The 26093-nt window shown below is 75.4% G+C and carries 20 protein-coding genes and 2 pseudogenes; 14 read left to right on the plus strand and 8 right to left on the minus strand.

What is annotated here, in order from left to right:
* Window positions 1-31: 31 nt before the first annotated feature.
* A complete protein-coding gene (locus J1M41_RS01005) occupies window positions 32-1354 on the minus strand; it encodes an AI-2E family transporter (RefSeq protein WP_192593136.1) in 1323 nt (440 codons plus the stop codon).
* A gap of 125 nt (window positions 1355-1479) precedes the next feature.
* On the opposite strand from J1M41_RS01005, the gene J1M41_RS01010 reads away from it, so the two are divergent.
* The 5 genes from J1M41_RS01010 to J1M41_RS01030 all read left to right on the plus strand — a co-directional run bounded on the left by J1M41_RS01010 (window position 1480) and on the right by J1M41_RS01030 (window position 7098).
* Window positions 1480-2436 carry a co-chaperone YbbN gene (locus J1M41_RS01010; protein ID WP_225348405.1) on the plus strand — a complete coding sequence of 319 codons (957 nt, stop codon included), beginning with the start codon at window positions 1480-1482 and terminating at the stop codon, window positions 2434-2436.
* Between the two features lie 64 nt (window positions 2437-2500).
* Window positions 2501-3325 carry an ABC transporter ATP-binding protein gene (locus J1M41_RS01015; protein WP_192593138.1) on the plus strand — a complete coding sequence of 275 codons (825 nt, stop codon included), beginning with the start codon at window positions 2501-2503 and terminating at the stop codon, window positions 3323-3325.
* Window positions 3316-4917: a Tat (twin-arginine translocation) pathway signal sequence gene (locus tag J1M41_RS01020; RefSeq protein ID WP_206450963.1), complete on the plus strand. Its 1602-nt coding sequence runs from the start codon at window positions 3316-3318 to the stop codon at window positions 4915-4917. The genes J1M41_RS01015 and J1M41_RS01020 overlap by 10 nt, the downstream gene beginning before the upstream one ends.
* Window positions 4918-4940: 23 nt before the next feature.
* Window positions 4941-5285, plus strand: coding sequence for a DUF3039 domain-containing protein (locus J1M41_RS01025; RefSeq protein ID WP_010079007.1), 345 nt, complete (start codon window positions 4941-4943; stop codon window positions 5283-5285).
* A complete protein-coding gene (locus J1M41_RS01030) occupies window positions 5278-7098 on the plus strand; it encodes a DEAD/DEAH box helicase (protein WP_206450964.1) in 1821 nt (606 codons plus the stop codon). Before J1M41_RS01025 ends, J1M41_RS01030 begins: the two co-directional genes overlap by 8 nt.
* A 53-nt stretch (window positions 7099-7151) precedes the next feature.
* Here the strand turns inward: J1M41_RS01030 and J1M41_RS01035 are convergent.
* From J1M41_RS01035 to J1M41_RS01045, 3 genes and pseudogenes are all read right to left on the minus strand, one after another.
* Window positions 7152-7612 (minus strand): annotated as a pseudogene (locus J1M41_RS01035) (GNAT family N-acetyltransferase).
* 61 nt (window positions 7613-7673) lie between these two features.
* Window positions 7674-8357 (minus strand): isochorismatase family protein, encoded by a 684-nt coding sequence (locus tag J1M41_RS01040; protein WP_010079002.1) that lies wholly within the window; start codon window positions 8355-8357, stop codon window positions 7674-7676.
* A 3-nt stretch (window positions 8358-8360) separates the two neighbouring features.
* Complete coding sequence (locus J1M41_RS01045; RefSeq protein WP_036341309.1) at window positions 8361-9713, minus strand: nicotinate phosphoribosyltransferase; 1353 nt, start codon at window positions 9711-9713, stop codon at window positions 8361-8363.
* Between the two features lie 64 nt (window positions 9714-9777).
* Between J1M41_RS01045 and clpS the strand changes: the two genes are divergently transcribed.
* The 7 genes from clpS to J1M41_RS01080 are packed head-to-tail and all read left to right on the plus strand — an operon-like array spanning window position 9778 to window position 15272.
* Window positions 9778-10140 carry an ATP-dependent Clp protease adapter ClpS gene (gene clpS, locus J1M41_RS01050; RefSeq protein WP_095347689.1) on the plus strand — a complete coding sequence of 121 codons (363 nt, stop codon included), beginning with the start codon at window positions 9778-9780 and terminating at the stop codon, window positions 10138-10140.
* Between the two features lie 8 nt (window positions 10141-10148).
* A complete protein-coding gene (locus J1M41_RS01055) occupies window positions 10149-10916 on the plus strand; it encodes a DUF2017 family protein (protein WP_206450965.1) in 768 nt (255 codons plus the stop codon).
* On the plus strand, window positions 10913-11845 hold the full coding sequence (gene murI / locus J1M41_RS01060) for a glutamate racemase (protein WP_036382151.1): 933 nt from the start codon (window positions 10913-10915) through the stop codon (window positions 11843-11845). Before J1M41_RS01055 ends, murI begins: the two co-directional genes overlap by 4 nt.
* Window positions 11842-12657 carry an MBL fold metallo-hydrolase gene (locus J1M41_RS01065; protein WP_206450966.1) on the plus strand — a complete coding sequence of 272 codons (816 nt, stop codon included), beginning with the start codon at window positions 11842-11844 and terminating at the stop codon, window positions 12655-12657. The genes murI and J1M41_RS01065 overlap by 4 nt, the downstream gene beginning before the upstream one ends.
* A gap of 22 nt (window positions 12658-12679) precedes the next feature.
* The gene (gene rph / locus J1M41_RS01070) at window positions 12680-13444 is read left to right on the plus strand and encodes a ribonuclease PH (RefSeq protein WP_206450967.1); all 765 of its coding nucleotides are present in this window, start codon (window positions 12680-12682) and stop codon (window positions 13442-13444) included.
* Window positions 13441-14130: a non-canonical purine NTP pyrophosphatase gene (locus tag J1M41_RS01075; protein ID WP_044659188.1), complete on the plus strand. Its 690-nt coding sequence runs from the start codon at window positions 13441-13443 to the stop codon at window positions 14128-14130. The genes rph and J1M41_RS01075 overlap by 4 nt, the downstream gene beginning before the upstream one ends.
* A complete protein-coding gene (locus J1M41_RS01080) occupies window positions 14127-15272 on the plus strand; it encodes an exonuclease domain-containing protein (RefSeq protein WP_206450968.1) in 1146 nt (381 codons plus the stop codon). The genes J1M41_RS01075 and J1M41_RS01080 overlap by 4 nt, the downstream gene beginning before the upstream one ends.
* A 5-nt stretch (window positions 15273-15277) precedes the next feature.
* Here J1M41_RS01080 and J1M41_RS01085 read toward each other — a convergent pair whose 3' ends face one another.
* On the minus strand, window positions 15278-16432 hold the full coding sequence (locus J1M41_RS01085) for an ADP-ribosylglycohydrolase family protein (protein ID WP_206450969.1): 1155 nt from the start codon (window positions 16430-16432) through the stop codon (window positions 15278-15280).
* 66 nt (window positions 16433-16498) lie between these two features.
* Here J1M41_RS01085 and J1M41_RS01090 point away from each other — a divergent pair, with 66 nt between their 5' ends.
* Together J1M41_RS01090 and J1M41_RS01095 are read left to right on the plus strand one after the other, a co-directional pair.
* The gene (locus tag J1M41_RS01090; protein ID WP_069941941.1) at window positions 16499-17722 is read left to right on the plus strand and encodes an exonuclease SbcCD subunit D; all 1224 of its coding nucleotides are present in this window, start codon (window positions 16499-16501) and stop codon (window positions 17720-17722) included.
* Window positions 17719-20763: an AAA family ATPase gene (locus tag J1M41_RS01095; RefSeq protein ID WP_206450970.1), complete on the plus strand. Its 3045-nt coding sequence runs from the start codon at window positions 17719-17721 to the stop codon at window positions 20761-20763. The genes J1M41_RS01090 and J1M41_RS01095 overlap by 4 nt, the downstream gene beginning before the upstream one ends.
* A gap of 46 nt (window positions 20764-20809) precedes the next feature.
* Here J1M41_RS01095 and J1M41_RS01100 read toward each other — a convergent pair whose 3' ends face one another.
* The 3 genes and pseudogenes from J1M41_RS01100 to J1M41_RS11960 all read right to left on the minus strand — a co-directional run.
* Window positions 20810-24043, minus strand: a complete 3234-nt coding sequence (locus tag J1M41_RS01100) for an efflux RND transporter permease subunit (RefSeq protein ID WP_036312982.1) — start codon at window positions 24041-24043, stop codon at window positions 20810-20812.
* A gap of 7 nt (window positions 24044-24050) precedes the next feature.
* Window positions 24051-25541: a malate:quinone oxidoreductase gene (locus tag J1M41_RS01105; protein WP_220478808.1), complete on the minus strand. Its 1491-nt coding sequence runs from the start codon at window positions 25539-25541 to the stop codon at window positions 24051-24053.
* Between the two features lie 99 nt (window positions 25542-25640).
* Window positions 25641-26093: pseudogene (locus J1M41_RS11960) on the minus strand (ABC transporter substrate-binding protein); the annotation flags it as partial.

The raw sequence follows: 26093 nt of genomic DNA on the forward strand, positions 1-26093 counted from the left end.
CGACGGTCCGGGCCGCGCCGCCGTCGTGGGCCTACCGGGCGTCCTGACGGGGGATGAAGACCTCGCGGACCAGCAGCAGCAGCGCGGCGGCGAGCGGGATCGCCATGAGGGCGCCGAGGACGCCCAGCAGCGCGCCTCCGGCGATCACCGCGATCACGGCCACGGCCGCCGGCACGGACACCGCGCGCGCCATGACGCGCGGCGAGATGACGTAGGCCTCGATCTGCAGGTAGACGAAGTAGATGGCCGCGAACACGGCGGCGGTCTGCCACGAGGTCAGCAGGCTCACGAGGGTCAGCAGCGTGCCGCCGATCGCGGCGCCCACCAGCGGGATGAACGCCATGAAGGCGGCGATCGCGGCGAGCAGGACGGCGAAGGGGGCGCCGGCGATGGCCAGCGCCGTGAACGCCACCGCGCCGTTGAGGGCGGCCACGAAGGACTGGCCCATCACGTAGTGGCCGACCGAGGAGGTGATCTGCTCGGACAGCGCCTCGATCCGGGGCCGGCGCGAGCGCGGTGCGAGCCGGTAGGCCCAGTACTTCATGTGCGGCAGGGAGGAGAGGAAGTACAGCGTCAGCACGACCACCACGAGCACCGAGAAGACGGCGTTCAGCACGGTCTGGCCGAAGCCGAGGAGCCCGCCGAACAGGTCGGTGACGGCGACGCCGTCGGCGGCGAGGCGCTCGGTCTGGGCGCGAACGGCCTCCTGGAGGTGGAACTCCTCGTCGAGCTGCACGAACCACTCGGCGGTCATCACCCCGTCGATGATGGCCGGCAGGTCCTGGACCAGCTGCGTGGACTGCTCGATCACCGTGGGGACCAGGAGGGCGACGAACGCCCCGGCCACGGCGGCCAGGCCGAGCGCGGCCGTGAGCACGCCGACCCAGCGGGGCGCGCCCCAGGACTCGACCCGGCGCACCAGCGGATCCAGGCCCAGGGCGATGAACAGGGCCGCGGCGATCCACACGATGAGCTGTCCGTTCGTGCGCAGCACCGAGACGACGCCGATGGCCAGGGCCACGCCGACTGCGAGCAGGAAGCCGGTCAGCACGGGGGACTCGACAGCCACGGCCGCGACCGCCGGATCCTCGGCGCCGTCGACGGGGACCGACTCGGGGTCCACCCGGTCCTCCTCGAGGAAGGGTCGGCGCCGCCGCAGGACGGAGCCCAGGCGGGGCAGTCGACGACGCCCGGCGGGCGTCGGCCCGTGCGACGGCGGCGCGGCGGCCACCCCGACCGGCTCCACGGGGATGCCGGCCACGGGCGGCTGCTCGGTGCCCTCGGGCTCGGCCGGGGCGCGGACGTCGGCGACGCCGGCGGCGTCCGGGCCGGATGCGGTCTCCTTCTCCTCCACGCGCTCAGCGTACGTCAGGGCCCCGGCCTGACCGCGCCGCGCCGGGGAGGCTACCGTGGGGCGCAGTGACAACGCCCCTCGCGCCGGCGACGGGGCGGACCCGGACCGGAAGGATCGTGACCGACGTGACCGCCCAGCCCCCCTCCGACGCCCCGTCCCACCTGCGCGGCGCCGTCGACCTGTCCTCGCTCGGCACCCCGGCCCCGGCCGGGCGGACCGCGCCGGGGGCCGACGCCGGCGCCGGCGGCGGCTCGTGGGTGATCGCGGACGCCGACCAGGGTCTGCTGCAGCAGCTGGTCCAGCTCTCCGCCCAGGTGCCGGTGCTGCTGCACCTGCACGTGCCCGGGGACGCGGCGAGCGAGGCGCTCTACCGGCAGTTCGCGGACGCGGTCGACGCCCAGGCGGGACGGCTCGTGCTCGCGCGTCTGGACGTGGCGAAGGAGCCCGCCGTGCTGCAGGCGCTGGGCCTGGGGGCCGGCCCCGCGGTCATGGCCGTGGTGGCGGGGCAGCCGGTGCCGCTGGTCAATCAGGAGGTGCCGGAGGAGACGCTGCGCCAGCTCATGGGGGAGATCCTCGAGGTGGCCCGTCAGAACGGCGTCGCCGGCACCGTGCCCCCCGTCGCTCCGGCGCGCCAGGACGCCGACGCCGCGGCTGCGGAGGCCCCGCCCGTGCCGCCGCTGCACCGGGCCGCCCATGAGGCCCTCGCCGCCGACGACCTGCCCGGGGCCGTCTCGGCGTGGGAGGCGGCGCTGGCCGACAGCCCCGCGGACGCCGTGGCCCAGCAGGGCCTGTCCGCGGCCCGCCTCATGCTGCGCACCCGTGACGCCGACGCTGCGGCGGTGCGCGCGGCCGCCGCGGACGGCCCGGACGACGTCGCCGCCCAGCTCGCCGTCGCCGACCTGGACGTGCTCGGTGGCCACGTGGAGGACGCCTTCGCCCGACTCGTGCGGTTCATCGCCCTCCACCCCGGCGACGACCGGGAGACGGCGCGCGCCCACCTCGTGGACCTCTACACCGTGGTGGGCACGGACGATCCCCGTGTGCAGGCCTCGCGGCGTCGGCTGGCCGCAGCGCTGTTCTGAGGGACCCACAGTTCATCCCTGAGGAGGACGCCGTGTCCGCCTGACGGTGGGTAACGTCCCAGGCATGACTCCGCATGCGCCCGAGCCTGCCCCCGCCCACCTGGCGGCCGCCGCCCGTCGGCGTGCGGCCGACGCCCCCGATCCGGACCTCGCCCTCGTCACGCGCGGGCTGACCCAGCGGTTCGGGGACAAGCTGGCGCTGGACGCGCTGGACCTGGACGTCCCGGCCGGATCGTTCTTCGGGGTGGTTGGGCCCAACGGGGCGGGCAAGACCACGGCCCTGTCGATGGCCACCGGACTGCTGCGCCCGGACCGCGGCCGCGCCTGGATCCACGGCGTCGACGTGTGGGAGCAGCCCCTCGAGGCCAAGCGACGGGTCGGCGTGCTCGCCGACGGCGTGCGTACCTTCGACCGCCTCACGGGCGCGCAGCTCGTGACCTACGCCGGGCTGCTGCACGGGCTCGACGCGGACACCGTGGCCGAGCGGACCGCGGACCTGCTGCGGGTGATGGACCTGGAGGACGCCGGCCGCAAGCTCGTGGCCGACTACTCCGCCGGCATGACCAAGAAGGTGTCCCTGGCGGCCGCCATGGTCCACGCCCCGGACCTGCTCGTCCTGGACGAGCCGTTCGAGGCCGTGGACCCGGTCTCCGCCGCGAACATCCGGGACATCCTGCACTCGTACGTGGAGCGGGGCGGCACCGTGATCGTCTCGAGCCACGTGATGGACCTCGTCCAGCGCATGTGCACCCACGTCGCCGTGATCGCGGCCGGGACGCTGCGGGCCGCCGGCACGCTCGAGGAGGTCCGGGACGGGCACGACCTCGAGGACCGCTTCGTGGACCTCGTCGGCGGCCGCCACGGCTCGGAGGGGCTGGCATGGCTCTGACGCTCGTCCGACTGCGCTGGACGCTGACCCTGAACCAGTGGCGGCGGTCCCCGTTCACCCTGGTGATGAGCGTGCTCGGCGCGCTGTACGTGCTCGGCATGGCCGCCGTGGCGGTGACGCTGCTCGTCACGGGCCTGCCCGCCCTGCCGGACGAGGCCCGCGGCGCCACGACCGTGCTGGCCGCCGCCGTCGTGGTGCTCGCCTGGCTCGTCATCCCGCCGTTCGTCACGGGCGTGGACGCCACCCTCGACCCGCACAGCTTCGTGCTCTTCCCCGTCCCGGCCCGCACCCTCATCGCCGGGCTGGTCCTGAGCGCCTTCACGACGCCGGTCGGGCTCGCCACGCTGGCCGTGCTGGTGGGCCTGGGGGCCAGCTGGTGGGACCGGCCGGCCGCGCTGGCGGCAGGCCTGGCCGGGGGCGCGCTGACCGCGGTGACCGCCGTGGCGATCGGCTCCGGCCTCGCCGGCCTCCTGGCCGCCTACGCGAGCCGGCGTCGGGTGCGGGACGTCGTCTCCATCCTGCTGTTCATCCCGCTCATGCTCGGCGGCCTCGCCCTCTCGCGGGCCGTCGCGTCGTTCGAGGACTTCCTGGCGATCGCGCCCCAGATCGCCCGCGGCGCGGCGTGGACCCCGTTCGGGGCGGGCCCCGCCGCGGCGTGGGCGGCCGCCGAGGGCCGCGGCGCCGCCGTCGCGCTCCACCTCGCGGTGGCGGCCGCCTGGTGCCTGGCCGCCCTGGCCCTGTGGCACCTGGCCGTGCGCCGCACCGTGGAGCCGGTGGCCGTGGGCGGCGGTCGGTCCCGCCGCGTCGCCGCGGGAGCGGACCCGACGCCGCTGCGCTGGCTGGGCCGACCGGCCACGGGCCCGCGCACCGCGATCGCGGCCCGCGCCCAGCGCTACTGGCTGGCCGACCCGCGGTACGCGGCCGGGCTCATCATCATCCCGCTCATGGCCGTCCTGCTGTGGTTCACCGGGGGCATGGCCGCGGAGGGGGGTCCCGGACTGGGCCTGCTGCTGATCCTCGGGCCGATCACCGCCTGGTCCCTGGCCTACTCGATCTCCGCGGACATCGCCTACGACCACACGGCGTTCCACCTGCACGTCGTCTCGGGCGTGCGGGGCGTGGACGACCGCTGGGGCCGGGTCCTGGGCCTGGCGGGCTGGGGGGTGCCGATGATCCTGCTCGTGACGACGGCGACGGTGGCGGCGGCGGGGGACTGGTCCCTGTTGGCGCCGATGCTGGGCCTGGCCCTCGGCCTGTTCGGGACGACCGCCGGGCTGTCCGCGTTCGTCTCCGCCCGCTTCGTCTACCCGGTTCCGAAGCCGGGGGACAGCCCGTTCGCGACGCCGCAGGGCGCGGCCATGCGCACGATGCTCGTCCAGGGCGCCGCGATGCTGGTCAGCCTGGCGCTCGCGGTGCCGTTCCTGGTGCCCTTCATCGTCCGGCTCGCCACCGGGGCCGCCGTGTGGGGCTGGGTGACGGTGGCGCTCGGGCTCGCGTGGGGCGCCGTCGCGCTGTGGCTGGGTGTGCGCCTGGGGGCGCGCTGGTACGACCGCGCGCAGGCCGAGACCTACCAGGCCGTGGCCGCCTTCTGAGGGGCGCGGCTAGACTGGCCCGCATGAGTGTGACCGGCGAACCCGACCTGAACGACCCCTTCGCGCCCGCCGGCGGCGGCACGTCCGTCCTCGAGCGTGAGGAGCTGCGCCAGGAGATCGAGCCGGGCGACCACGAGCGCTTCGCCCACTACGTCCGCAAGGAGAAGATCACGGAGTCCGCCGTCACCGGTGCCCCCGTGATCGCCCTGTGCGGCAAGGTGTGGGTGCCGGGCCGGGACCCGAACAAGTTCCCCGTGTGCCCCACGTGCAAGGAGATCTACGAGGGCCTGCGCGAGCCGCAGGACGGCGGCGACGGCGACGGCGGCGGCAAGCGCGGTGGCTGGTTCGGAGGCCGCGGCCGTGGCTGACGGCCGCTCCCTGACGAGCGGCACCCCGGACGGCAGCGTCCAGCACGACCTGTTCCACATCGGCGAGGACCTTCCCCCCGCCATGCCCGAGCGCGCGGCGTGGGGGACGGCCCCCAAGCTGCGCCAGTGGCAGCAGGAGGCGCTGGAGCGCTACCTCCAGACCTCCCCGCAGGACTTCCTGACGGTCGCGACCCCCGGCGCGGGCAAGACGACGTTCGCGCTGCGCGTGGCCAAGATCCTGATGGACTCCGGCGTCGTGCAGCGGCTGACCGTCGTCGCGCCCACGGACCACCTCAAGCGCCAGTGGGCGGACAACGCCGCGCGCGTGGGCATCGCGATCGACCCGAACTTCAAGAACGCCGACGGGCGGCACGGCGCCGAGTACCGCGGGGTGGCGCTGACGTACGCCCAGGTGGCGAACAAGCCCGTCCTGCACCGCAACCGCACCGAGGCCGCCAAGACGCTGGTGATCCTGGACGAGATCCACCACGGCGGCGACGCCCTGAGCTGGGGCGAGGGCATCCGCGAGGCGTTCGAGCCGGCCACGCGGCGTCTGTCCCTGACCGGCACCCCGTTCCGCTCGGACACCGCCTCCATCCCCTTCGTCCGCTACGAACTCGGTGCGGACGGCATCGAGCGGTCGAAGGCGGACTACACGTACGGCTACGGCCCGGCGCTGCGGGACCACGTGGTGCGCCCCGTGATCTTCATGGCCTACTCCGGGCAGATGCGCTGGAAGACCTCCACCGGCGAGGTCATGGAGGCTCAGCTCGGCGAGGCCGCCACGAAGGACATCACCGCCTCCGCCTGGCGCACCGCGCTCGACCCGGCGGGCGAGTGGATCCCGTCCGTGCTGCGCGCGGCCGACCGGCGGCTCAGCGAGGTGCGCCGCAACGTGCCCGACGCCGGCGGCCTGGTGATCGCCTCGGACCACCAGGACGCGCGCGCGTACGCCGCGCAGCTCGAGGCGCTGACCGGCCAGCGGCCGGCCGTGATCCTCTCGGACGACAAGGGCGCCTCGGATCGCATCGAGGAGTTCGCCGCGTCGGACGAGCGGTGGATGGTGGCGGTGCGCATGGTGTCCGAGGGCGTGGACGTGCCCCGCCTGTGCGTGGGCGTGTACGCCACGTCCACGTCCACGCCCCTGTTCTTCGCCCAGGCCGTGGGCCGCTTCGTGCGCTCCCGGCGGCGTGGGGAGACCGCCTCGGTGTTCCTGCCGTCCGTGCCCGCGCTCATGCTGCTGGCCAACGAGATGGAGCTCGAGCGGGACCACGCGCTGGACCGCAAGGAGGGCGCCGTCGACGTCGAGGACCTCGAGGACGCCCCCGAGGAGGACCTGATCGCGGAGGCCAACCGGGCCGAGAGCGGCTCGGACGCGCTGACGCGGGAGAAGTTCGAGGCCCTCGAGTCCCGGGCCAGCTTCGACAAGGTGCTCTTCGACGGCGGCGAGTTCGGCCTCGGCGGCGCGGTCGGCTCGGAGGAGGAGCAGGACTTCCTCGGCATCCCGGGCCTGCTGGACGCCGAGCAGGTCTCCGCCCTGCTGCGGCAGCGGCAGGCCGAGCAGATCCAGCGCCGGCCGCGCGCGCAGGCGGCCGAGCCCGCCGACGTCGTGGACCACCGGCGCATGAAGGAGCTGCGCTCCGAGCTGTCCAAGACGGTGTCCGCCTGGGCCGCCCGTTCCGGCCAGCCGCACGGGGTGATCCACAACCGCCTGCGGGAGATCTCCGGCGGCCCCGCCGTGGCCCAGGCCTCCCGCGAGCAGCTGGAGAAGCGGCTGAGCACCCTGCGCGGGTGGTTCGTCGGCCGGGCCTGAGGTCCGTCGGGCGCGGCGGGCGCCGGCGGGCCGTGCCGACCCGAGCGCCGGGTTCAGCCGTCCCGGGACTGGACGCGCACGAAGGCGCGCAGCTCGTCGCCCTCCACGTCACGGGACTCGCGGAAGCCATGGGTCTCGTAGAAGGCGCGCTGGCGCTCCTCGGTGTCCGTGAGCAGCACGTGCTGACGGACATGGCCGTACCGGCGAAGACGTGGCGCAGCAGCTCGGAGGCGATGCCGCGGCGCTGGTGCACCGGATGCACGAGGATGTCCTGCAGGTAGGCGATGGTGTGTCCGTCGGAGACCACGCGGGCCAGGCCGACCAGACGGCCGCCGTCGAAGGCGGTCACCACGGTGGCCGAACCCTGCAGCCCGCCCATGAGCGTGTCCATGTCCGCCGTGGAGGCGGACCAGCCCACGGCGTCGTAGAGGGCGCGGACGTCGTCGGCGGCCGGGATCGCTCCGGAGAGGTAGCGGATGCCGTCCCGGTCTGCGGCGATGGGGGAGTCGGTCATGGCTGCTCTCCTCGTCTGCGTCGGGCACCGGCTCCGGCACGCCCGCCGGGGCCGCACCCGCTCACGAGGTCGCCAGGACGGCCCCGGCGGCCTCCATCTCGTGGAGCGCGGCCTGGGCGGCCGCCTCGTCGACGCCGGCCACCAGGTCGGTCAGCACGGTGACCTCGTAGCCGGCGTCGAGGGCGTCGAGCACGGTGGCGCGCACGCAGTGGTCCGTGGCGATGCCCACCACGGTGATCGCGTCCACGCCCTGCTCGCGGAGCCACTCGTCGAGGCCGGGGGCGCCGGACTCGACGGCGGCCGCGGCCACGGCGGTGGCCCCGTACGGGCCGACGGTCCCGGAGGGGCGCTCGCCCGCGGCCCCGGTCGGGACGGCGTCGGGCTCGCCGAGGGCGCCGTCGAAGCCGGAGTAGGCGTCCGTGTGCAGGCCCTTGAGGAACTCGGCGTCGAGGTGCTCGGCGTCCAGGTCGGGATGCAGCTCGGCGCCGGCGGTGCCGGCCACACAGTGCACCGGCCAGGTGGTGCGGAAATCCGGCTCGGCGCCGGTGGCCGCGGCGAAGTGCGTGCCCGGGTCGACGTGCCAGTCGCGCGTGGCGGCCACGGCCGCGTAGGCGTCCGCGTGCTCGGCCAGGTGCTCGCTGACCCCGGCCGCGACGGCGGCGCCGCCGGTCACGCCGAGGGCGCCGCCCTCGCAGAAGTCGTTCTGCACGTCCACGATCACCAGGGCGCGGTTCAGGTTCTCCATGGGTCAGTCCTCCAGGAAGATGGTCGGGATGGCGGGGTCGCCCGGCTGCAGGCGGCCCACCGAGGCGGGCAGCTCGCGCAGGGAGGCGGCGTGCCGCTCGGCGGCGCGGGTGACGGCCTCGGGGCCGGTCCAGCCCTCGGCCAGCTCGCCGGTGTGCACGAAACGGTGCAGCAGGGGACGGTCGTCGGCGTCGGGCGCGGCGCTGCGGTTGACGCCGATCACCTCGGCGGTGGCCCGGCCCCGCGGGTCGCGGCGGCGCGCGGCCTCCTTGCGGCCGCCCCGGCTGGCCTTGCCGGAACTGGCCTTGGCCACGTCCACCCACGTGCCGTCGTCGTCCTGGCGGGCCACGAGCTTGTAGACCATGGAGGCGGTGGGCGCGCCGGACCCGGTGACCAGGCGCGTGCCCACGCCGTACGAGCTGACGGGGGCGGAGCGCAGGGCGGCGATCGCGTACTCGTCCAGGTCCGAGGTGACCATGATCCCGGTCTCGGTGTTGCCCAGCTCGTCGAGCAGCTCGCGCACGCGGTGGGCCTGGATCACAAGGTCGCCGGAGTCGACCCGGACGTTCCGCAGGGCCGGGCCGGCCACCTCGACCGCGGTGCGCACGCCCTGCTCCACGTCATACGTGTCCACGAGGAGGGTGGTGTCCGCTCCGAGCGCGGCGACCTGGGCCTCGAAGGCGGCGCGCTCCGAGTCGTGCAGCAGGGTGAAGGAGTGGGCGGCGGTGCCGACGGTCGGGATGCCGTACCGGCGGCCCGCCTCGAGGTTCGAGGTCGCGGTGAAGCCCGCGATGGCCGCGGCGCGGGCGGCGGCCACGGCGGACTCCTCGTGCGTGCGGCGCGAGCCCATCTCGGCGCACGGGCGGCCGTCCGCGACGGCCGTCATGCGGGAGGCGGCGGAGGCCACGGCGGAGTCGTAGTTGTAGATGGAGAGCAGGTAGGTCTCCAGGATGCACGCCTCGGCGAACGTCGACTCCACCTGCAGGAGGGGGGAGTGCGGGAAGTAGGCCTCGCCCTCGGCGTAGCCCACGATGTCGCCCGTGAACTCGTAGTCGGCGAGCCAGGCCAGCGTGGCGTCGTCGAGGGCGGTGGTGTCCGCGAGGAAGTCGAGCTCGGGCGTGTCGAACCGGAAGCGGGACAGGCCCTCCAGCGCGCGGCCCACGCCGGCCACCACGCCGTAGCGGCGGCCGCTGGGCAGGCGTCGGGTGAACAGCTCGAAGCGGGAGCGGCGGTGCGCGGTGCCGGCCTTCAGCGCGGCCTGGAGCATGGTCAGCTCGTAGTGGTCGGTCATCAGCGCCGTGGGGATCTGCCAGTCGTCGGCGGTCCGCGGGGCGCTGGGCACGGGGTTCTGGCTCACGCGCCCACCCTAGTGGACCGGCGCGGGGCCGGTCCTGGCCCGCCCGCCTCGTACACTGGGGCGCATGTCCGTGCTGACCCGCCACGATCCGTCCGCGCCGCGCGCCGTGCGTCCGGCGCCGGCTGAGTCCGTCCCCGCCGGCGCCACCGACACCGCCCTGCTGGAGCGGCCTCACGAGGACACAGCCCGGGACCGGCCGTGGAACGTGGTGGTGTGGAACGACCCGGTGAACCTGATGAGCTACGTCGCCTACGTGTTCCGCACGCACTTCGGCTACTCCGCGGCCAAGGCGCAGCGGCTCATGCTCGAGGTCCACGAGCGGGGCCGGTCCGTGGTGGCGACGGGCACCAAGGAGAAGGCCGAGCTGCACGTGGGCGCGATGCACGGCTACGGGCTGTGGGCCACGCTGGAGCAGGCGGAGGACTGAGGAGGGGCATGGCAGAACGGTTCCGCTGGACGCGGCGGGGGTACACGGCGCAGCTGGAGCTGCCGGAGGTGCGCCTGCTGCGCGGGCTGGTCAGGGACGTCGTCGCCCTGCTCGAGGGCCGACGCGCGGACGTGCGCCCCGCCGAGGCGGACCCCGCCGGGGCCCCGGCCGCCGAGGACGGCGTCGCCACGCCCGAAGATCCCCCGGCGGCGCCGCCGTCCGTGTCCGCCGCGGAGGACGCGGGCCCCGTGGCCGGGCTGGACGCGTCCGACGCCGCGTTCTGGGGGCTGGTCTCCGGGCTGCACCTGGGCCAGGACCCGGAGCCGCAGCGCTCGGCCCCCGCCGACCCGGCCGTCGCACGCCTCCTGCCGGATGCGATGCCCCAGGCCGGCGCCGCCGAACAGGGCGCCCACCGGGCCCTGACCGAGGACGCCCTGTCGGAGGGGAAGCTCGCGGACGCGCGCCTGGCACTCGAGCTGCTGCGCTCGACGCGCGTGGAGGTCCCGCACGACCAGGCGCCGGCCTTCGGCCGCGCGCTCAACGACGTGCGCCTCGTCCTGGCCGCCCGCCTGGGCGTCGAGACCGAGGAGGACGCCGCCCGCGTGCACGCCGTGGACGACTGGCGCAGCGCGGAGGACGTCGAGTCCACCATGGCCCTGCTCTACAACTTCACCTCGTGGCTGCTGGAGACGCTCATGACGGAGATGCTCAGCGAGCTGCCCGAGGGCTCGGACGAGTCCGCGCCGGGCGCCGGGGACGCGGAGGACGAGCAGTGACCGGCCAGCGCGCCGCCGTGGACGCCGCGGCGCCGATCGGCGTGTTCGACTCGGGCGTGGGCGGGCTGACCGTGGCCCGGGCGATCATGGACCAGTTGCCCCACGAGTCCATCCTCTACGTGGGCGACACGGAGCACTCGCCGTACGGCCCGCGGCCCATCGCCGAGGTGCGGGCCCTCGCCCTGGCGATCATGGACGAGCTCGTCGCGCGCGGCGTCAAGGCGCTCGTGATCGCGTGCAACTCCGCGTCGGCCGCCGTGCTGCGCGACGCCCGCGAGCGCTACACGGGAGGCCACGGCATCCCCGTGATCGAGGTGATCCAGCCCGCCGTGCGCCGCGCCGTGGCCGCCACCCGCACGGGCCGGATCGGCGTGATCGGCACCGAGGCGACCGTCGGGTCCCGCGCCTACGAGGACTCGTTCTCGGCCGCCCCGCACCTCGAGATCACCTCGGTCGCGTGCCCGCGGTTCGTGGAGTTCGTGGAGGCCGGCATCACCACCGGCCCCGAACTGCTGGAGACCGCCCGGGAGTACACGGCCCCGCTGCGTGCGGCGGGCGTGGACACCCTCGTGCTGGGATGCACCCACTACCCGCTGCTGACCGGCGCCCTCTCGCTCGTGATGGGGGAGGACGTCACGCTCGTCTCCTCCGCGGAGGAGACCGCCAAGGACCTCTACCGGGAACTGGTCCGCCTCGGCCTCGAGCACCCCCACTCGGCCGCGGGCTCCGGCCAGGCCACCCGCCACCGCTTCGCCGCCACCGGCGACCCCGACCACTTCCAGGCCCTCGCGCGCCGCTTCCTCGGACCCGAGGTCGAGTCCGTGCGACGCCTGGAGACGATCGGCGCGCCCCGCCCCGCGGCCGCGCCGGTCCCGACGCGCTCGGCGGCCTTCGTGCGGCTGGGCGCCGAGCAGGAGGGTGTGACGTGAAGCTGACCATCATCGGGGCGTCCGGGTCCTTCCCCGGCCCGGGCTCGCCCGCCTCGTGCTACCTCCTCACCGCGGAGGGTGTGGCCGCGGACGGCGTCACCCCGCGCACGTGGCGGATCCTGCTCGACCTCGGCAACGGCGCCCTCGGCGTGCTGCAGCGCTACGTCGAGCTCGAGGACCTGGACGGCATCCTGCTCTCCCACCTGCACCCGGACCACTTCATGGACCTGTGCGGGATGCACGTGGCCATCCGCTGGAACCCGGCCGGCTGGGACCGCGGCCGGCTGCCCGTCTACGGACCCGCCGGCACCGCCGACCGCATCGCCGAGGCGTACGGGATGGACCCCGAGCCGGGGATGCACCAGGACTTCGAGTTCCGGTGCTGGGCCGCCGGCCGCACCGAGCGGCTCGGTCCGTTCCGGTTCACCCCGGTCCCCGTGCGCCATCCCATCGACGAGGCCTACGCGATCCGGGTCGAGGTGGACCGCGTCGACGACGACGGCGACGTCACCACCCGCGTGCTCACCTACTCCGGGGACACCGACGCATGTGAGGGGCTCGTCGAGGCCGCGCGGGACGCGGACGTGTTCCTGTGCGAGGCCGCCTTCCACGAGGGCCGGGACGACGGCATCGACGGCGTCCACCTGACCGGCCGACGGGCCGGCGAGACGGCGGCGCAGGCCGGGGCCCGGAAGCTGCTGCTCACACACCTGCCGGTGTGGAACGATCCGCAGCGCGCCGTCCAGGAGGCCCGCGCGGTGTACGACGGCCCGCTGGCCGTCGCCGTCTCGGGGCTGAGCTACGGCGTCTGAGGGCGTGCCTAGACTGGAGGCCATGAGCTCTCCCGCCACCACCGCCCCCCGCCCGGACGGCCGCGCCGTCGACGAGCTGCGCCCCATCACCATCACCCGGGGCTGGTCCCGGCAGGCGGAGGGCTCGGCCCTGATCGAGTTCGGGAACACCCGCGTGCTGTGCACCGCCTCCTTCACCGAGGGCGTGCCGCGCTGGCTCAAGGGCGAGGGGACCGGCTGGGTCACCGCCGAGTACGCGATGCTCCCGCGGGCCACCAACGAGCGCAGCCAGCGCGAGTCCGTCAAGGGCCGGATCGGCGGGCGCACCCACGAGATCTCCCGCCTGATCGGCCGGTCCCTGCGCGCCGTCATCGACCTGTCCGCCCTGGGGGAGAACACCATCGTCCTGGACTGCGACGTCCTCGACGCCGACGGCGGCACCCGCACCGCCGCCATCACGGGCGCCTACGTCGCCCTCGCCGAGGCGGTGGCCTGGGCGCGGCGCGAGGGGATCCTCGCCAAGGGCGCCGCCGTCCTCAAGGACTCCGTCGCCGCGGTGTCCGTGGGCATCGTGGACGGGGTGCCCGTCCTCGACCTGCCGTACGTGGAGGACGTGAAGGCGGAGACGGACATGAACGTGGTCGTCACCGGGGCCGGGGAGTTCGTGGAGGTGCAGGGCACCGCCGAGGGCGCGCCGTTCACCCGCGCCGAGCTGGACACCCTGCTGGACCTGGCCCTGATCGGCACGGGTGAGCTGGCCCGCGTCCAGGCCGAGACCCTGGCCGCCGCCACGGAGGACCGGGCGTGAGCGCGCCCGCCTCCTCGTCGGCGGGCCTGCCGGAGGGCGCCCGCATCGTGCTCGCCACGCACAACGCGGGCAAGGTGCGCGAGCTGCGGCAGCTGCTCGCCGGCGCCGTGCCCGGCCTCGACGTGGAGGCCGCGGTGGTGGACGCGGGCGCCGTGGGCGCCCCGGACGTCGTCGAGGACGGCGTCACGTTCGCCCAGAACGCGCTGAAGAAGGCCCGCGCCGTGGCCGCGCACACGGGGCTGATCGCCGTCGCGGACGACTCGGGTCTGGCCGTGGACGTGCTGCACGGCGCCCCCGGGATCTTCTCGGCCCGCTGGGCCGGGCGCCACGGGGACGACCGTGCCAACCTCGAGCTGCTGCTGGCCCAGCTGGCCGACGTGCCGGACGAGCATCGGGGTGCCCAGTTCGTGTGCGCCGCCGCGCTCGCGGTCCCCAGCGGCCCGGACGCCGCGGGCGCCCGGGCCATCCACGTCGAGCACGTCGAGCACGGCCGCCTGCCCGGCACGCTGCTGCGCGAGCCCGTGGGGGACGGCGGCTTCGGCTACGACCCGATCCTGCGCCCCGAGGGCCGGGACGTGTCCACCGCGCAGCTGAGCCCCGAGGACAAGAACGCGATCAGCCACCGGGGGCACGCCTTCCGCGCCCTGCTGCCCTACCTGGTGGACGCGCTCGACGCGCGCCCGTGAGCGGCGGGCGCGCCCCCGTGCCGGGGCTGGACTTCACCGCGATCGACTTCGAGACCGCCAACGGCTTCCGCGGCTCCCCGTGCGCCGTGGGCGCCGTCCGGGTGCGGGACGGGGTCATGGTGGACCGTGCCGAGTGGCTGATCCGTCCGCCCGTCGGCTTCGACCGGTTCGATCCCCGCAACGTGCGCATCCACGGCATCACCGAGGACCGCGTCCTGGACGCCCCGCGGTTCGCGCACGTGTACGACGAGCTCGCGGACTTCGTGGGGACGGACGTGCTCGCGGCGCACAACGCGGGCTTCGACGTCGGCGTCATCGAGTCCGGCCTCGAGGTCTCCGGCCGGGACGTGCCGGGCCTGGAGTTCGTGTGCACCCTGGTGCTGGCGCGCCGCGTCTACGACCTGCCCTCGTACGCCCTGCCCTCCGCGGCGCGCGAGGCCGGGTTCACCCCGGGGCGCCACCACGACGCACTGGCCGACGCCGAGGCCTGCGCGGCCATCTTCGTGGACATCGGCCGGCGCGTGCTGGGAGCGCCGCCGGCCGACGCGGAGATTCTGCCCGGGCTGACCGACGCGCCGGCCGGCCGCGGCGTCGACCGCCTGATGCGGGCCCAGGGGCTGGGCGTCAGCGTCCTCGCCCCGCGGGCGGCGGGTGCGGGCGCCGAGTCGAAGGCCACCCGCCAGGCCCGGCGCACCGAGGGCGTCTTCGACGCGCGGGTCCCGCTGCGGGACGAACGCGCCATGCCCGACTTCATGCGCTGGCCGGACGAGGGCGTCAATCCGCTCCCGAACCCGGCCGCCGACCCGGGCCACCCCCTGTTCGGCCAGACCGTGGTGTTCACGGGCGGCATCGGCATGTCGCGTCAGCGTGCCAAGACGCGCGCGGCCGCGCACGGTGCGCAGACCGCGAACCGGGTGGGCGCGGCCACCACGATGCTCGTCGTGGGGGACGGCTTCGAGGCCGCGGACCTGCACCGCCCGCGCGCCGAGGACGGGGCACCGCAGGCCGTGACCACGGCGCTGGCGCACCGCAAGACGCGGGACGCCCTGCGCCGGCGGGACCGTGGGCAGGCCATCGCCCTGGTCTCCGAGGGGGAGTTCCTGCAGATGCTCGACGGGAACTGGCCGGACGCCGCGCGCTGAACCACTCAGGTGGTCGCGGCGCTCCAGCGCCGGGCGGCCTCCAGGACGACCTCGCGCTCGGCGATCCACCCCGGGACGGAGGCCTCGGCCGCGGCGCGGTCCGCGGGGTTGTGCGCACCGAACACGGCGGTGCCGTGCGCCGCGCCGAGCACCTGCCCGGCCAGCGAGGCCGTGGAGTCGGAGTCGCCGTCGTGGTTCACGCCGATCCGCAGCGCCAGGGCGAGCGCCGCCGCCGGATCGGCCGGGTGTGCCGCCTGCGCGGTGAGCGCGGCATAGAGCGCGATCGCCAGGGCCTCCTCCGCGACCCAGCCCTCGCCGAGCGCGGTGGGGAGGGCGCCGGGGGCGCCGGGGTCGGCGTCGACGGTGCCGGCCAGGTCGACCGCCGCGGTCACGGCGGCGCGGGTCTCCGCGGCCTCCTCGCCCAGTCCGTCGAGCCACGCGCGGGCGTGCGCGACCGCGGCGGCCAGGTCCAGGCCGCGCAGCAGGGCCGCGATGACGAGGGCGTACGCGGCCGCCGCGACCCACGCGGTGGGGTGGCCGTGCGTGAGGACGGCCCCCTGGCGGGCGAGGGACACGACGTGCGGGTCCTCGAGCCCCGGCACCATCCCGTACGGGGCCGAGCGCATGACCGTCCCGCAGCCCTTCGAACCCGGGTTGTGCGGGTCGCCCGGCAGGCCCATCCCCGGTTCGGCGAGCCCGGTCAGGCACGCGGTGCCCGGCGCGCGGCGCACCTTCAGCTCCGCGTGCGCGTCGATCCAGCGGGGCGGGGCCGGGGGAGCGCTCTCGGGCAGCGCGCCGTCCTGCGTGGCGAACCAGCGCAGGCACGCGAGCCACACGCACGCGGCGGGATCGGCCGGGACGCCGTCGTTCTGCCACTCGATCCACTCGAGCAGGCCGTCGAGCACGTACAGCGTCAGCTGCGTGTCGTCCGTGATCGGCAGGGCGTGGGCGCCCTCCTGGGCGAGCAGGTCCGCGGCGTCGGTGACGCCGGCGGGGCCGTGCACCGCCGCGATCCCCGACGCGGGGGTGAACTCGACGACGCCGCCCAGCGCGTCCCCGGCGGCACCGGCCGCGAGGAGGGCCAGGACCCGGTCGGCGTGCTCGGGGCCGGGCAGGGGCGTGGACGAGGAAGCGGTGGGCTCGGGCGCGGTGGCGGACATGCCGCCATCGTACGAGCTGCACCGCGTCGTGCTTATCCCGTCCGCACCCTCCCTAGAGTGGGCCGCATGATCCTGCTGCACACCTCGGACTGGCATCTGGGCCGGTCGTTCCACGGCACCGGGCTGCTCGAGGCCCAGGAGGAGGTCCTGGACGCCCTCGTCGCGACCGTGACGGAGCGCGGCGTGGACGCCGTCCTGCTGGCCGGGGACGTGTACGACCGCGCGCTGCCGCCGGCGGACGCCGTCCGGCTGCTGGACCGGACGCTCACCCGGCTGCACGCGGCCGGCGCCCAGGTGGTGCTCACGAGCGGCAACCACGACTCGGCGGTGCGCCTCGGCTTCGGCGGCGGACTCCTGGCGGCCGCGGGCGTGCACGTGCGCGCGGACGCGGCGGAGCTGGACCGCCCCGTGCTGCTCACCGAGCCCGGGGTCGACGGCGGCGCGGGCCAGACCGTGGCCGTCTACGGCATCCCCTACCTCGAACCGCGCCACCAGGGACCGGCCTGGGGCGTGGAGCCCCACCACACGGCCGTGCTGACGGAGGCGGTCCGCCGCGTCCACGCCGATCTGGCCGCCCGCCGCGCCGAGACGCCGGAGCCGGTGGCCGCCGTCGTGCTGGCCCACCTGTTCGCGGCCGGGGGCCACGGCTCCGAGTCCGAACGGGACATCGGCGAGGGCGAGCACGTCGAGCCGGACGCCCCGCCCGAGATGCTGGTGGGCACGCTGGGGCAGGTGCCGGTCTCCGTGTTCGACGGGCTCGACTACGCGGCCCTGGGCCACCTGCACGGCCGGCAGCGGCTGGCCGAGCACGTGCGGTACTCCGGCTCTCCGCTGCCGTACTCCTTCTCCGAGGCGGGCCACCGCAAGGGCGGCTGGCTCGTCCACGTCACGGGCGGGGCCGTCACCGACGTCGAGGCCGTGGACTGGGACGCCGGGCGGCGCCTGGCGGTGCTGTCCGGGCCGATCGAGGACCTGCTGGAGTCCCCGGAGTTCGCGTGGGCGGAGCAGTGCTGGGTGCAGGTCACCGTCACCGACGACGAACGCCCCGAGCGGGCCCTGGAGCGCCTGAAGACCCGGTTCCCCTCCGTGCTCGTCTTCCGCCACGAACCGGCCGGCGGGAGGCGGGCCCGGGAGCGGACCTACGCCCAGGTCCTGCGGCAGGCACCCTCGGACCACGCGCTCGCGGTCGGTTTCGTGGACCACGTCCGGCAGCGGCCGGCCAGCGGGGCCGAGCAGGACCTGCTGCGGGACGCCCTCGAGGCCGCTCGCGCGGGGGAGGTGCGCGCATGAGGATCCATCGGATGCGCCTGGAGGGGCTCGGGCCCTACGCCCAGGCGCAGGACGTCGACTTCGACCGGCTCAACGCGGCCGGCCTGTTCCTGCTGGACGGGCCCACCGGCGCGGGCAAGTCCACGGTGCTGGCCGCGCTGTGCTTCGCCCTCTACGGGACCGTGCCGGGCGGACGGTCGGCCGAGTCGCTCGTGACCACGCTGCGCGAGCCCGGCGCGGTGATCCCCGAGGTGCAGGTCGAGTTCACCGTGCAGGGCCGGCGCTTCGAGGTGGTCCGCTCGCCCAAGCACGAGCGGCCCCGCCGGAGACGCAGCGCGGCGGGCGGCGCCACCGTCACCACGCAGGCCACGGTCTCCCTGCGGGAACGCGTGGACGGGGAATGGACGGCGCCGCTCACCCGGGCGGACGAGGTCGGCCAGCAGATCGCGGCCGTCCTGCACCTGGACGCCGAGCAGTTCATGCAGGTGGTCCTGCTGCCCCAGGGGCAGTTCGCCCAGTTCCTCACCGCGAAGTCGGATGAGCGCCGCGTCCTGCTGCGGCGGCTCTTCGGCACGCAGCGCTTCGACGGCGTCGAGGAGCACCTGCGCGGCGAGACGGCCCGGCTGGACACCGCGGTGGCCGTGGACGCGGACGTGGCCCGGACTGCGCGGGCGCAGCTGGCCGAGGCGCTCCACGAGGCGCTCGGCCCGGACTGGCATGCGCCGGAGCCGTCACCGGACACGGACGAGCGGCTGCTCGCCCTCGCCGCTGAGCGCGCGGGTCGCGCGCACGAGGACGCACGGGCCGGCCTCGCCACGGCCCGCGCCGCCGAGCAGCAGGCTCGGGTGACGGCGCGTGAGCTGGAGACCCGCGGGCGGGACCTGGCCGCGGCCGAGGCGTGGGCGAGCCGTCGACGCGACCACGACGCCGAGGCCGAGACCGCCGCGGCGCGGCGCCGCGCCGTCGACGCCCATGAGCGCGCCGGGCGGGTGCTCGCGGCCGCCCAGCGGGCCACCGCGGCGGCGGACGCCGCCGGCACCGCGTCGGAGACGGTGACGGAGGCCCTGGCGCACGTCGAGGACGAGCCGACCGCGGCGGCGTGGCTCGCCGCCGCCCGGGCGGACGGGGCCGCCGACGCGCCCGCCTCCCGCCAGGCGCTGGGGGAGGCCGAGCGCGCCGCGGAGGCGGTGGCACGCGCCGTCCAGGACCGTGCCCGGATGGGCGAGCTGGAGCAGGAGGCGGCCGCCGCGGCGGAGCGTCGGGCCGAGATCGGCCGCGACCGCGCCGCCCTGGTCGAGTCCCGCCCCGAGCGTGAGGCGGCCGTCGCGGCACACCGCGCGGCCGTCGAACGCGGCACCGAGCGTCTCGGCGCCCGGGAGGCCGTGGACCGCGCCGTGTCCGAGGCCGCCGCTCGCCGCACGGCCGCCGAGGCCGCGGCCGCCCGCGCCGTCGAGGCAGAGACCGCGGCCCGGGCCCACCGGGAGGCACAGGAGCGGCGACGCGAGGCCGCCGAACGGCACGTCGGTCTGCTGCGTGCCCGGTACGAGCAGGCCGCCTCCGAACTGGCGGAGCGGCTCGTGCCCGGCGAGCCGTGCGCCGTGTGCGGCTCGCCCGAGCACCCGGCCCCGGCCGCCACCGCGGACACCACGGTGACCGAGGCGGACGTGCGGGACGCCGAGCAGGCCCGGACCGCGGCCGACCGGGCCGCGACCGACGCCGAGACCGCCCTGCGCGCCGCCGAGCAGACCCTCCGCACGGCGCGCGAGGCCGCCGCCGGGCTCGCACCCGAGGCCGCGCGAGAGGCGCTCGAGCGCGCCGAGGCCGAACGGGCCGCGCTGGACCAGGCGGCGAAGGACCTCGCCGCGGACCGCCGGCGGCTGACCGCCGCCGAGAAGACGCTCGCCGGGGCCGACGAGACCGCCGCCGCGCTCGCGGCCGAGGACGGTCGGCTCGCCGAGGCCGCCGCCCACCGTGCCGCCCGGCTGACCGAGCTGCGGGACGCCGTCGAGGCCGCCCGCGGTGACGCCGAGACCCTCGACGCCCGCCGCGACCAGGTCACCGCCGCACGCCGGGTCCTGGCCGCCCTCGCTGCGGCGCAGGACGAGGACGCGCGCGCCCGGGCGGTCGCCGACGAGACCGACCAGGCGCTCACCGCCGCGCTGGCCGAACAGCACTTCGACGACGTCGACGCGGCGCGCGCGGCCCGCCTCGAGGAGACGGAGGCCGCCGCGCGCACGGCCGCCGTGCAGGAGTGGCACGCCGAACGGGCCCGCCTCGCCGAGCTCGAGGCGAGCGAGCCCGTCCGCCGGGGCCGCGCCCTCGCCGAGGCGGGCGTCGAGCCGCCGACCGAGGAGCAGACCCGCGCCGCCGCCGAGGCGCTCGCCGCGGCCGAGGCCGCGAGCTCGTCCCGGGCGACGGCGGTCGGGCGACTCGATTCACTCGTCGCCACGGTGCGCCGCCAGTCAGCCGCCCTGACCGAGGTCCTGGAGCGGTCCGCCGGGCTCATCGCCGAGCACACGCGGGTGCGGGGGCTGCTCGACCTCGTCCGCGGCGGCGGGGAGAACCTGCTCAAGATGCCCCTGACGAGCTACGTCCTCGCCGGGCGGCTCGAGGAGGTCGCCGCCGCGGCCACCGAGCGTCTGCTCGCCATGACGGACCAGCGGTATTCGATCGAGTACTCCGACGCCGTGGGCGGGCGCGGGAACAAGGGCCTCGAACTCGTCATCCGGGACCACTACGTGGACGAGACGCGCCACCCGGCCACGCTCTCGGGCGGCGAGACCTTCATGGCCTCCCTCGCCCTCGCCCTGGGGCTCGCGGACACCGTGCAGGCCGAAGCCGGCGGCATCGAACTGGACACGCTCTTCGTGGACGAGGGCTTCGGCTCGCTCGACGCGGACACCCTCGACGACGTCCTGGACGTCGTGGACACCCTGCGGACCGGTGGCCGGACCGTGGGCCTCGTCTCCCACGTCGAACGGATGAGGCAGGAGATCGGCGTGCGCCTCGAGGTGCGCAAGGACCGGCGCGGCTCGAGCCTCGCGGTGCACGACGGCGCCTGAGCGACGGGGGTGCGCCCCGCCGCCCCGGCCCGCGCCACGCGTGAGGTCAGGCCCGGCGCCACCGCCGGCGGAGGCGCTGCCGGAGTCGGCCGAGGCGTCCGGCGTCGAGCTCGGACGGGGCCGCCCAACGCTCCTCAGCCCGGCGCGCCTGCTCGGCCGCGCGCTCGGCCGCGACGCGCTGCGCCTCCCGCTCGGCCGCGACACGGCGCTCCTCCTGCAGGCGGCGCTCCCCGCGGACCTCGGTGAGCCGGTACAGCACGGGCACGAGCACGAGCGTGAGCAGGGTGGAGGACACCAGGCCGCCCACCACGGCCACCGCGAGGGGCTGGGAGATGAACCCCGCGTGCCCCGTGATGCCCAGGGCCATCGGGGTCATGGCCAGGATGGTGGCCAGGGCCGTCATCACCACCGGGCGCACGCGGTTGAGCGCGCCCACCTCGATCGCCTCGTCCAGGGTCATGCCGCGGTCGCGGCGGTACTGGTTGATCAGGTCGATCAGCACGATCGCGTTCGTCACCACGATGCCCACCAGCATGAGCAGCCCGATCATCGTGGACAGTCCCAGCGGCGTGCCGGTGGCCAGCAGCGCCAGGAACACGCCCGTGGCGGCGAAGGGGATCGACACGAGCAGCACGAGCGGCTGGCGCAGCGAGTTGAACGTCGCCACCATCACGACGTACACGGTCGCCACGGCGGCCAGCAGCGCCAGTCCGAGGTCCCGGAACGTCTGCGCCTGCTGCTCCGCCGCGCCGCCCACGGCCGCGGTGACGCCCTCGGGCAGGTCCAGCTCCGCCACGGCCTGCGTGACCCGGCGCGAGACGGCCCCGAGGTCCTCGTCGTCCGGGGTCACCGTGACGACGGCGGTCCGCTCGCCGTTCGAGGACGTCACCCGGGCGGGCACCGGCACTCGCGAGACCTCGGCGAGGTCCCCCAGCGGCACGGGCCCCTCGGCCGTCTCCACGGGCACCTGGCGCAGGGCGTCGAGGGACTCGACCGGCTCCGGGTCACCCAGCTGCACCGCGAAGCTCTCGAACCCGAAGCGGACGTCGCCCACGGGCACGGCCTGCAGGGCGGCGGCGGCCTGGCCGGCCACCGCCTCCTCGGTCAGGCCGAGCCGGGCGGCGGCGACGGTGTCCACGTCCACCTGGAACGTCGGGCGCAGGTCCGAAGCCGGCGTCGTCACCTCGCGGGCACCCTCGACGGGCCGCAGCGCCTCGGCGACCTGATCGGCGGCCGCGGTGAGGGCCTGCGGGTCGGGGGCGGAGACGGCCACCTCGATGTCCTGGCCGCCGCTCGGCCCCTGCTGTGTGGAGACGGACACGTCGCCCACGCCGTCGAGACCCGTGAGCTCGGCGCGCACCCCGTCCTGGAGGGCCACCTGGTCCGCATCCGGGTCGGTCACCACCGTGAACCGCGCCCGGTCCGCCGAGGAGCCGCCGAAGGCCCCCATCGGACCGGCGGCGGTGCCGGCCGTCCACTGGACCGTCTCGACGCCGTCGGTGTCCAGCAGCACCCGCTCGATGCGCTCGGCGGCGGCGGCCGTGGTCTCCAGCGACGTCCCCGGCTCCTGCTCCGCCGTGACGACGAACGAGTTCTGTCCCGAGTCGCCCAGGAGGTTCGTGGGGATCAGCGGGACCAGCGCGGCCGTGCCGGCCAGCAGCGCCAGGGCGGCGGCGAGGGTGACCACGGTGTGCCGCTGTGTCCAGCGCAGCACCGGGCGGTAGGCCCGGGTGAGCCATCCGCCGGCCGCCACGGGCCGGTCGCCGGGGACGGCGGGCGCGGCCGTGGTCTCGGCCCCGCGCCGCGGGGAGCGCAGGAACCACCAGCACAGCACCGGCACGATCGTCAGGGCGACGACGAGGGAGGCCAGCAGGGCGACCGTGGCGGTCACGGCGAAGGGCCGGAACAGCTCGCCGGCCAGGCCGCCCACGAAGGCGATGGGCAGGAACACGGCCACGGAGACGAGGGTGGAGGCGGTGATCGCGGTGGCGACCTCGCGCGTGCCGTCCAGGATCGCGGTGCGCCGGTCGGCACCCAGGCCGAGGTGCCGGCGGATGTTCTCCACCACCACGATCGCGTCGTCCACGACTCGGCCGATCGAGATCGTCAGCGCCCCGAGCGTCAGCGTGTTGAGGGAGTAGCCGAAGGCCGCCACCCCGATGAGGGCGGCCAGCAGGGACAGCGGAATGGACACGGCGGTGACGAGGGTGGAGCGCACCGAGAGCAGGAACACGGCGATCACCAGCACGGCGAACGCCAGGCCCAGCAGGCCCTCCTGGAACAGCGTGTCGATGGACTGCTGGATGAACGGGGCCTGGTCGAACACCACGGTCAGGTCCGCGCCGCCGCCGACCAGGGACGCCAGCTCCGGCAGGGCGTCGCGCACGGCCTGAGAGACCGCCACGAGGTCGGCGTCCGGGGTCGCGGTCACGGAGACGGACAGCGTCGGCACCCCGTCGGTGCGGGTCAGCGAGGTGGGGGCCGCGGCCACGAGGGTGACGTCGGCGACCTCGTCCAGGGTGCGCGGTTCGCCGTCACCGGAGGGAGCGACGACGATCCCGCGCAGGCCCTCGAGGTCCTCGACGGCGGCGCCCGCCTGGACGGGATAGGTGGTCGCGCCCTCGGTGACCTGGCCGACGGGGAAGAGGCCGGCGTTCTCCTCGAGTGCGTCGGTGATGTCGGAGGTGGTCAGCCCGGCGGCGGCGAGCGCGGCCGGGTCCGGGACCACGGAGACGTTCTCGTCCGTGCCGCCGAGGACGTCGGCGCCACGGACGCCGTCGATCTTCTGCAGCCGCGGGGCCAGGACGTCCTCGGCGCGGCGGCGCAGGGTGTTGAGGTCCTCGTCCCCGGACAGGGCGAGGAAGACCACCGGGAAGTCGGAGACGGAGCCCGCGAAGGACGAGGTCTCCGCCTCCTCCGGCAGCTGCGGCCCCAGGTTGGCGACCACGCGGTCCACCTGGGACCGGGCCCGGTTCAGGTCTGTGCCGTAGGCGAACTCCAGCTGGACCGCGTTGAAGCCGGACTGCGACGTGGACCGCGAGGATTCGAGCCCCTCCACGGCCTGCAGGGCCGTCTCGAGGGGCTCGCCCACCTGCGCGTCCACGACCTCGGGGGACGCCCCCGGGTAGAGCGTCGACACGGAGATGACGGGCAGCTCGAGCGGGGGGATCAGCTCCCGCTTGAGCTGGCCGGCGGAGAGGACGCCGAACACCGCGATGAACACGGTGACGAGCGCCACGAGCGCCCGCCGGCCGAGCGAGAACCGTGCGAGCGCTCCCATCGCGGCGTCAGGCCAGCTTCAGTGCGGCGTCCGTGGCGGTGCGGACCTCGTCCAGCAGCGCCGGGTCGTCGTTGAGCGTGTGGCCCAGGGACGGGATGAGCTCCTTGAGCGTGCCGTCCCAGCCGGCCATCTTCGCGGGGAAGCAGCGCTCGAGCAGCTTCACCATGATGGGGGCCGCGGTGGAGGCGCCCGGCGAGGCGCCGAGCAGGCCGCCGAGCGAGCCGTCCGCGTGGGTGACGACCTCGGTGCCGAACTGCAGGACGCCGCCGAAGCGGCCCTTGCGCTTCATCACCTGCACGCGCTGGCCCGCGGTGATCAGCTCCCACTCGCCGCCGTCGGCCTCCGGGTAGAACTCGTGCAGCGCGTCGATCTTCTTGTCCCGGGACTTCAGCACCTCGGTCACGAGATACTTGGTCAGGTCCATGTTGTCCTTGGCCACGTCCAGCATCGTGCTGAGGTTGTGCGGGCGCACGGACAGCGGCAGGTCCAGGTAGGAGCCGGTCTTGAGGAAGTTCGTGGAGAACCCGGCGTAGGGGCCGAACAGCAGGGAGCGCTTGCCGTTGACGAAGCGGGTGTCCAGGTGGGGCACGGACATCGGCGGGGCGCCGACGGCGGCCTGGCCGTACACCTTGGCCATGTGCTGGTTGACCACGGACTCGTCCGTGCAGCGCAGGAACTGGCCGGAGACCGGGAAGCCGCCGAAGCCCTTGGCCTCGGGGATGCCGGACTTCTGCAGCAGGGGCAGGGCGCCGCCGCCGGCACCGACGAAGACGAAGCGGGCGCGGTCCACGAGCTCGGAGCCGGCGGCCTTGTTCTTGACCTTGACCTCCCAGCGGCCGTCCGTGCCGCGGGTGAGGCCGGTGACCTTGTGACCGAAGCGCACCTCGGCGCCGGCGCCGGCCATGGCCGTGATGAGCTGGCGGGTGAGGGAGCCGAAGTCGACGTCGGTGCCGCCGGTGTTGCGGGACGCCGCCAGGCGCTGGCCCGGCTCACGGCCCTCGATCAGCAGCGGGGCCCAGGCACGGATCTGCTCCGGGTCCTCGCTGTGCTCCATGCCGGCGAACAGCGGCTGGGCGGACATGGCCTCATAGCGGGTGCGGAGGTAGTCCGCGTGGTCGTCACCCCACACGAAGGACATGTGCGGCAGCGGGTTGATGAAGGACTTGGGGTCCTTGAGCGTGCCGTCCGCCACCAGGGAGGACCAGAACTGGCGGGTGGTCCAGAACTGCTCGTTGATGCCCAGCGCCTTGGTGACGTCCACCCGTCCGTTCTTGTCCATGGGCGAGTAGTTCAGCTCGCACAGGGCGGCGTGGCCGGTGCCCGCGTTGTTCCACGGGTCGGAGGACTCCAGGCCGGCCTGATCGAGGCTCTCGTACAGGGCGATGGACCAGGTGGGCTCGAGCTTCTGCAGCAGCACGCCCAGGGTGGCGCTCATGATGCCGCCGCCGATCAGGACGACGTCGTGGGTGGCGGTGGACGAGGTGGTGGGCACGGTCAACTCCTGAAGCAGAACGACGGCGGGTGGGCGCAGTGCGACCAGGCCGAGCAGTGGCGGTCGGGCCGGGCGCCGTGATCTCCCACTGTACTACCGGTGCGTTCAGCCTTCGGTCAGCCTGACGCGCGAGAAGGGCTCGTCCAGCTGCGGCGACGTCGGGTAGGAGGCCACGCGCGGGCCGGTGGCCAGGGCCGAGATCGGATAGACCAGCGGCAGCGCCGGCAGGTCGAGGGCCATGGCCCGGACGACGCGGCGGAACAGGGCGCGGCGTGTGTCGTCGTCGGTCTCGGCCGCGGCCGCGTCCACGTCCTCGACGACGCGCGGGTTGCGGTAGCCGGTCTCGGCGCGGCCCGAGCGCGCGAAGGGCTCGAGGAACGCGTGCGGGTCGCGGTAGTCGCCGGTGCGGCCCATCAGGTGCAGGGCTCGGGTGGGTCGGGAGACGACGGCGTGCAGGTAGTCCTGGTCCTCCGGCACGGGCACGGGCACGATGTGCATCCCCACCGCGCCGAGGTCGCGGGCGACCATCGCGTAGACCCGCTCCGGCTCGGGCAGGGA

This window comes from Micrococcus sp. KRD096 (genome assembly GCF_017168495.1).
GTDB lineage: Bacteria > Actinomycetota > Actinomycetes > Actinomycetales > Micrococcaceae > Micrococcus > Micrococcus luteus.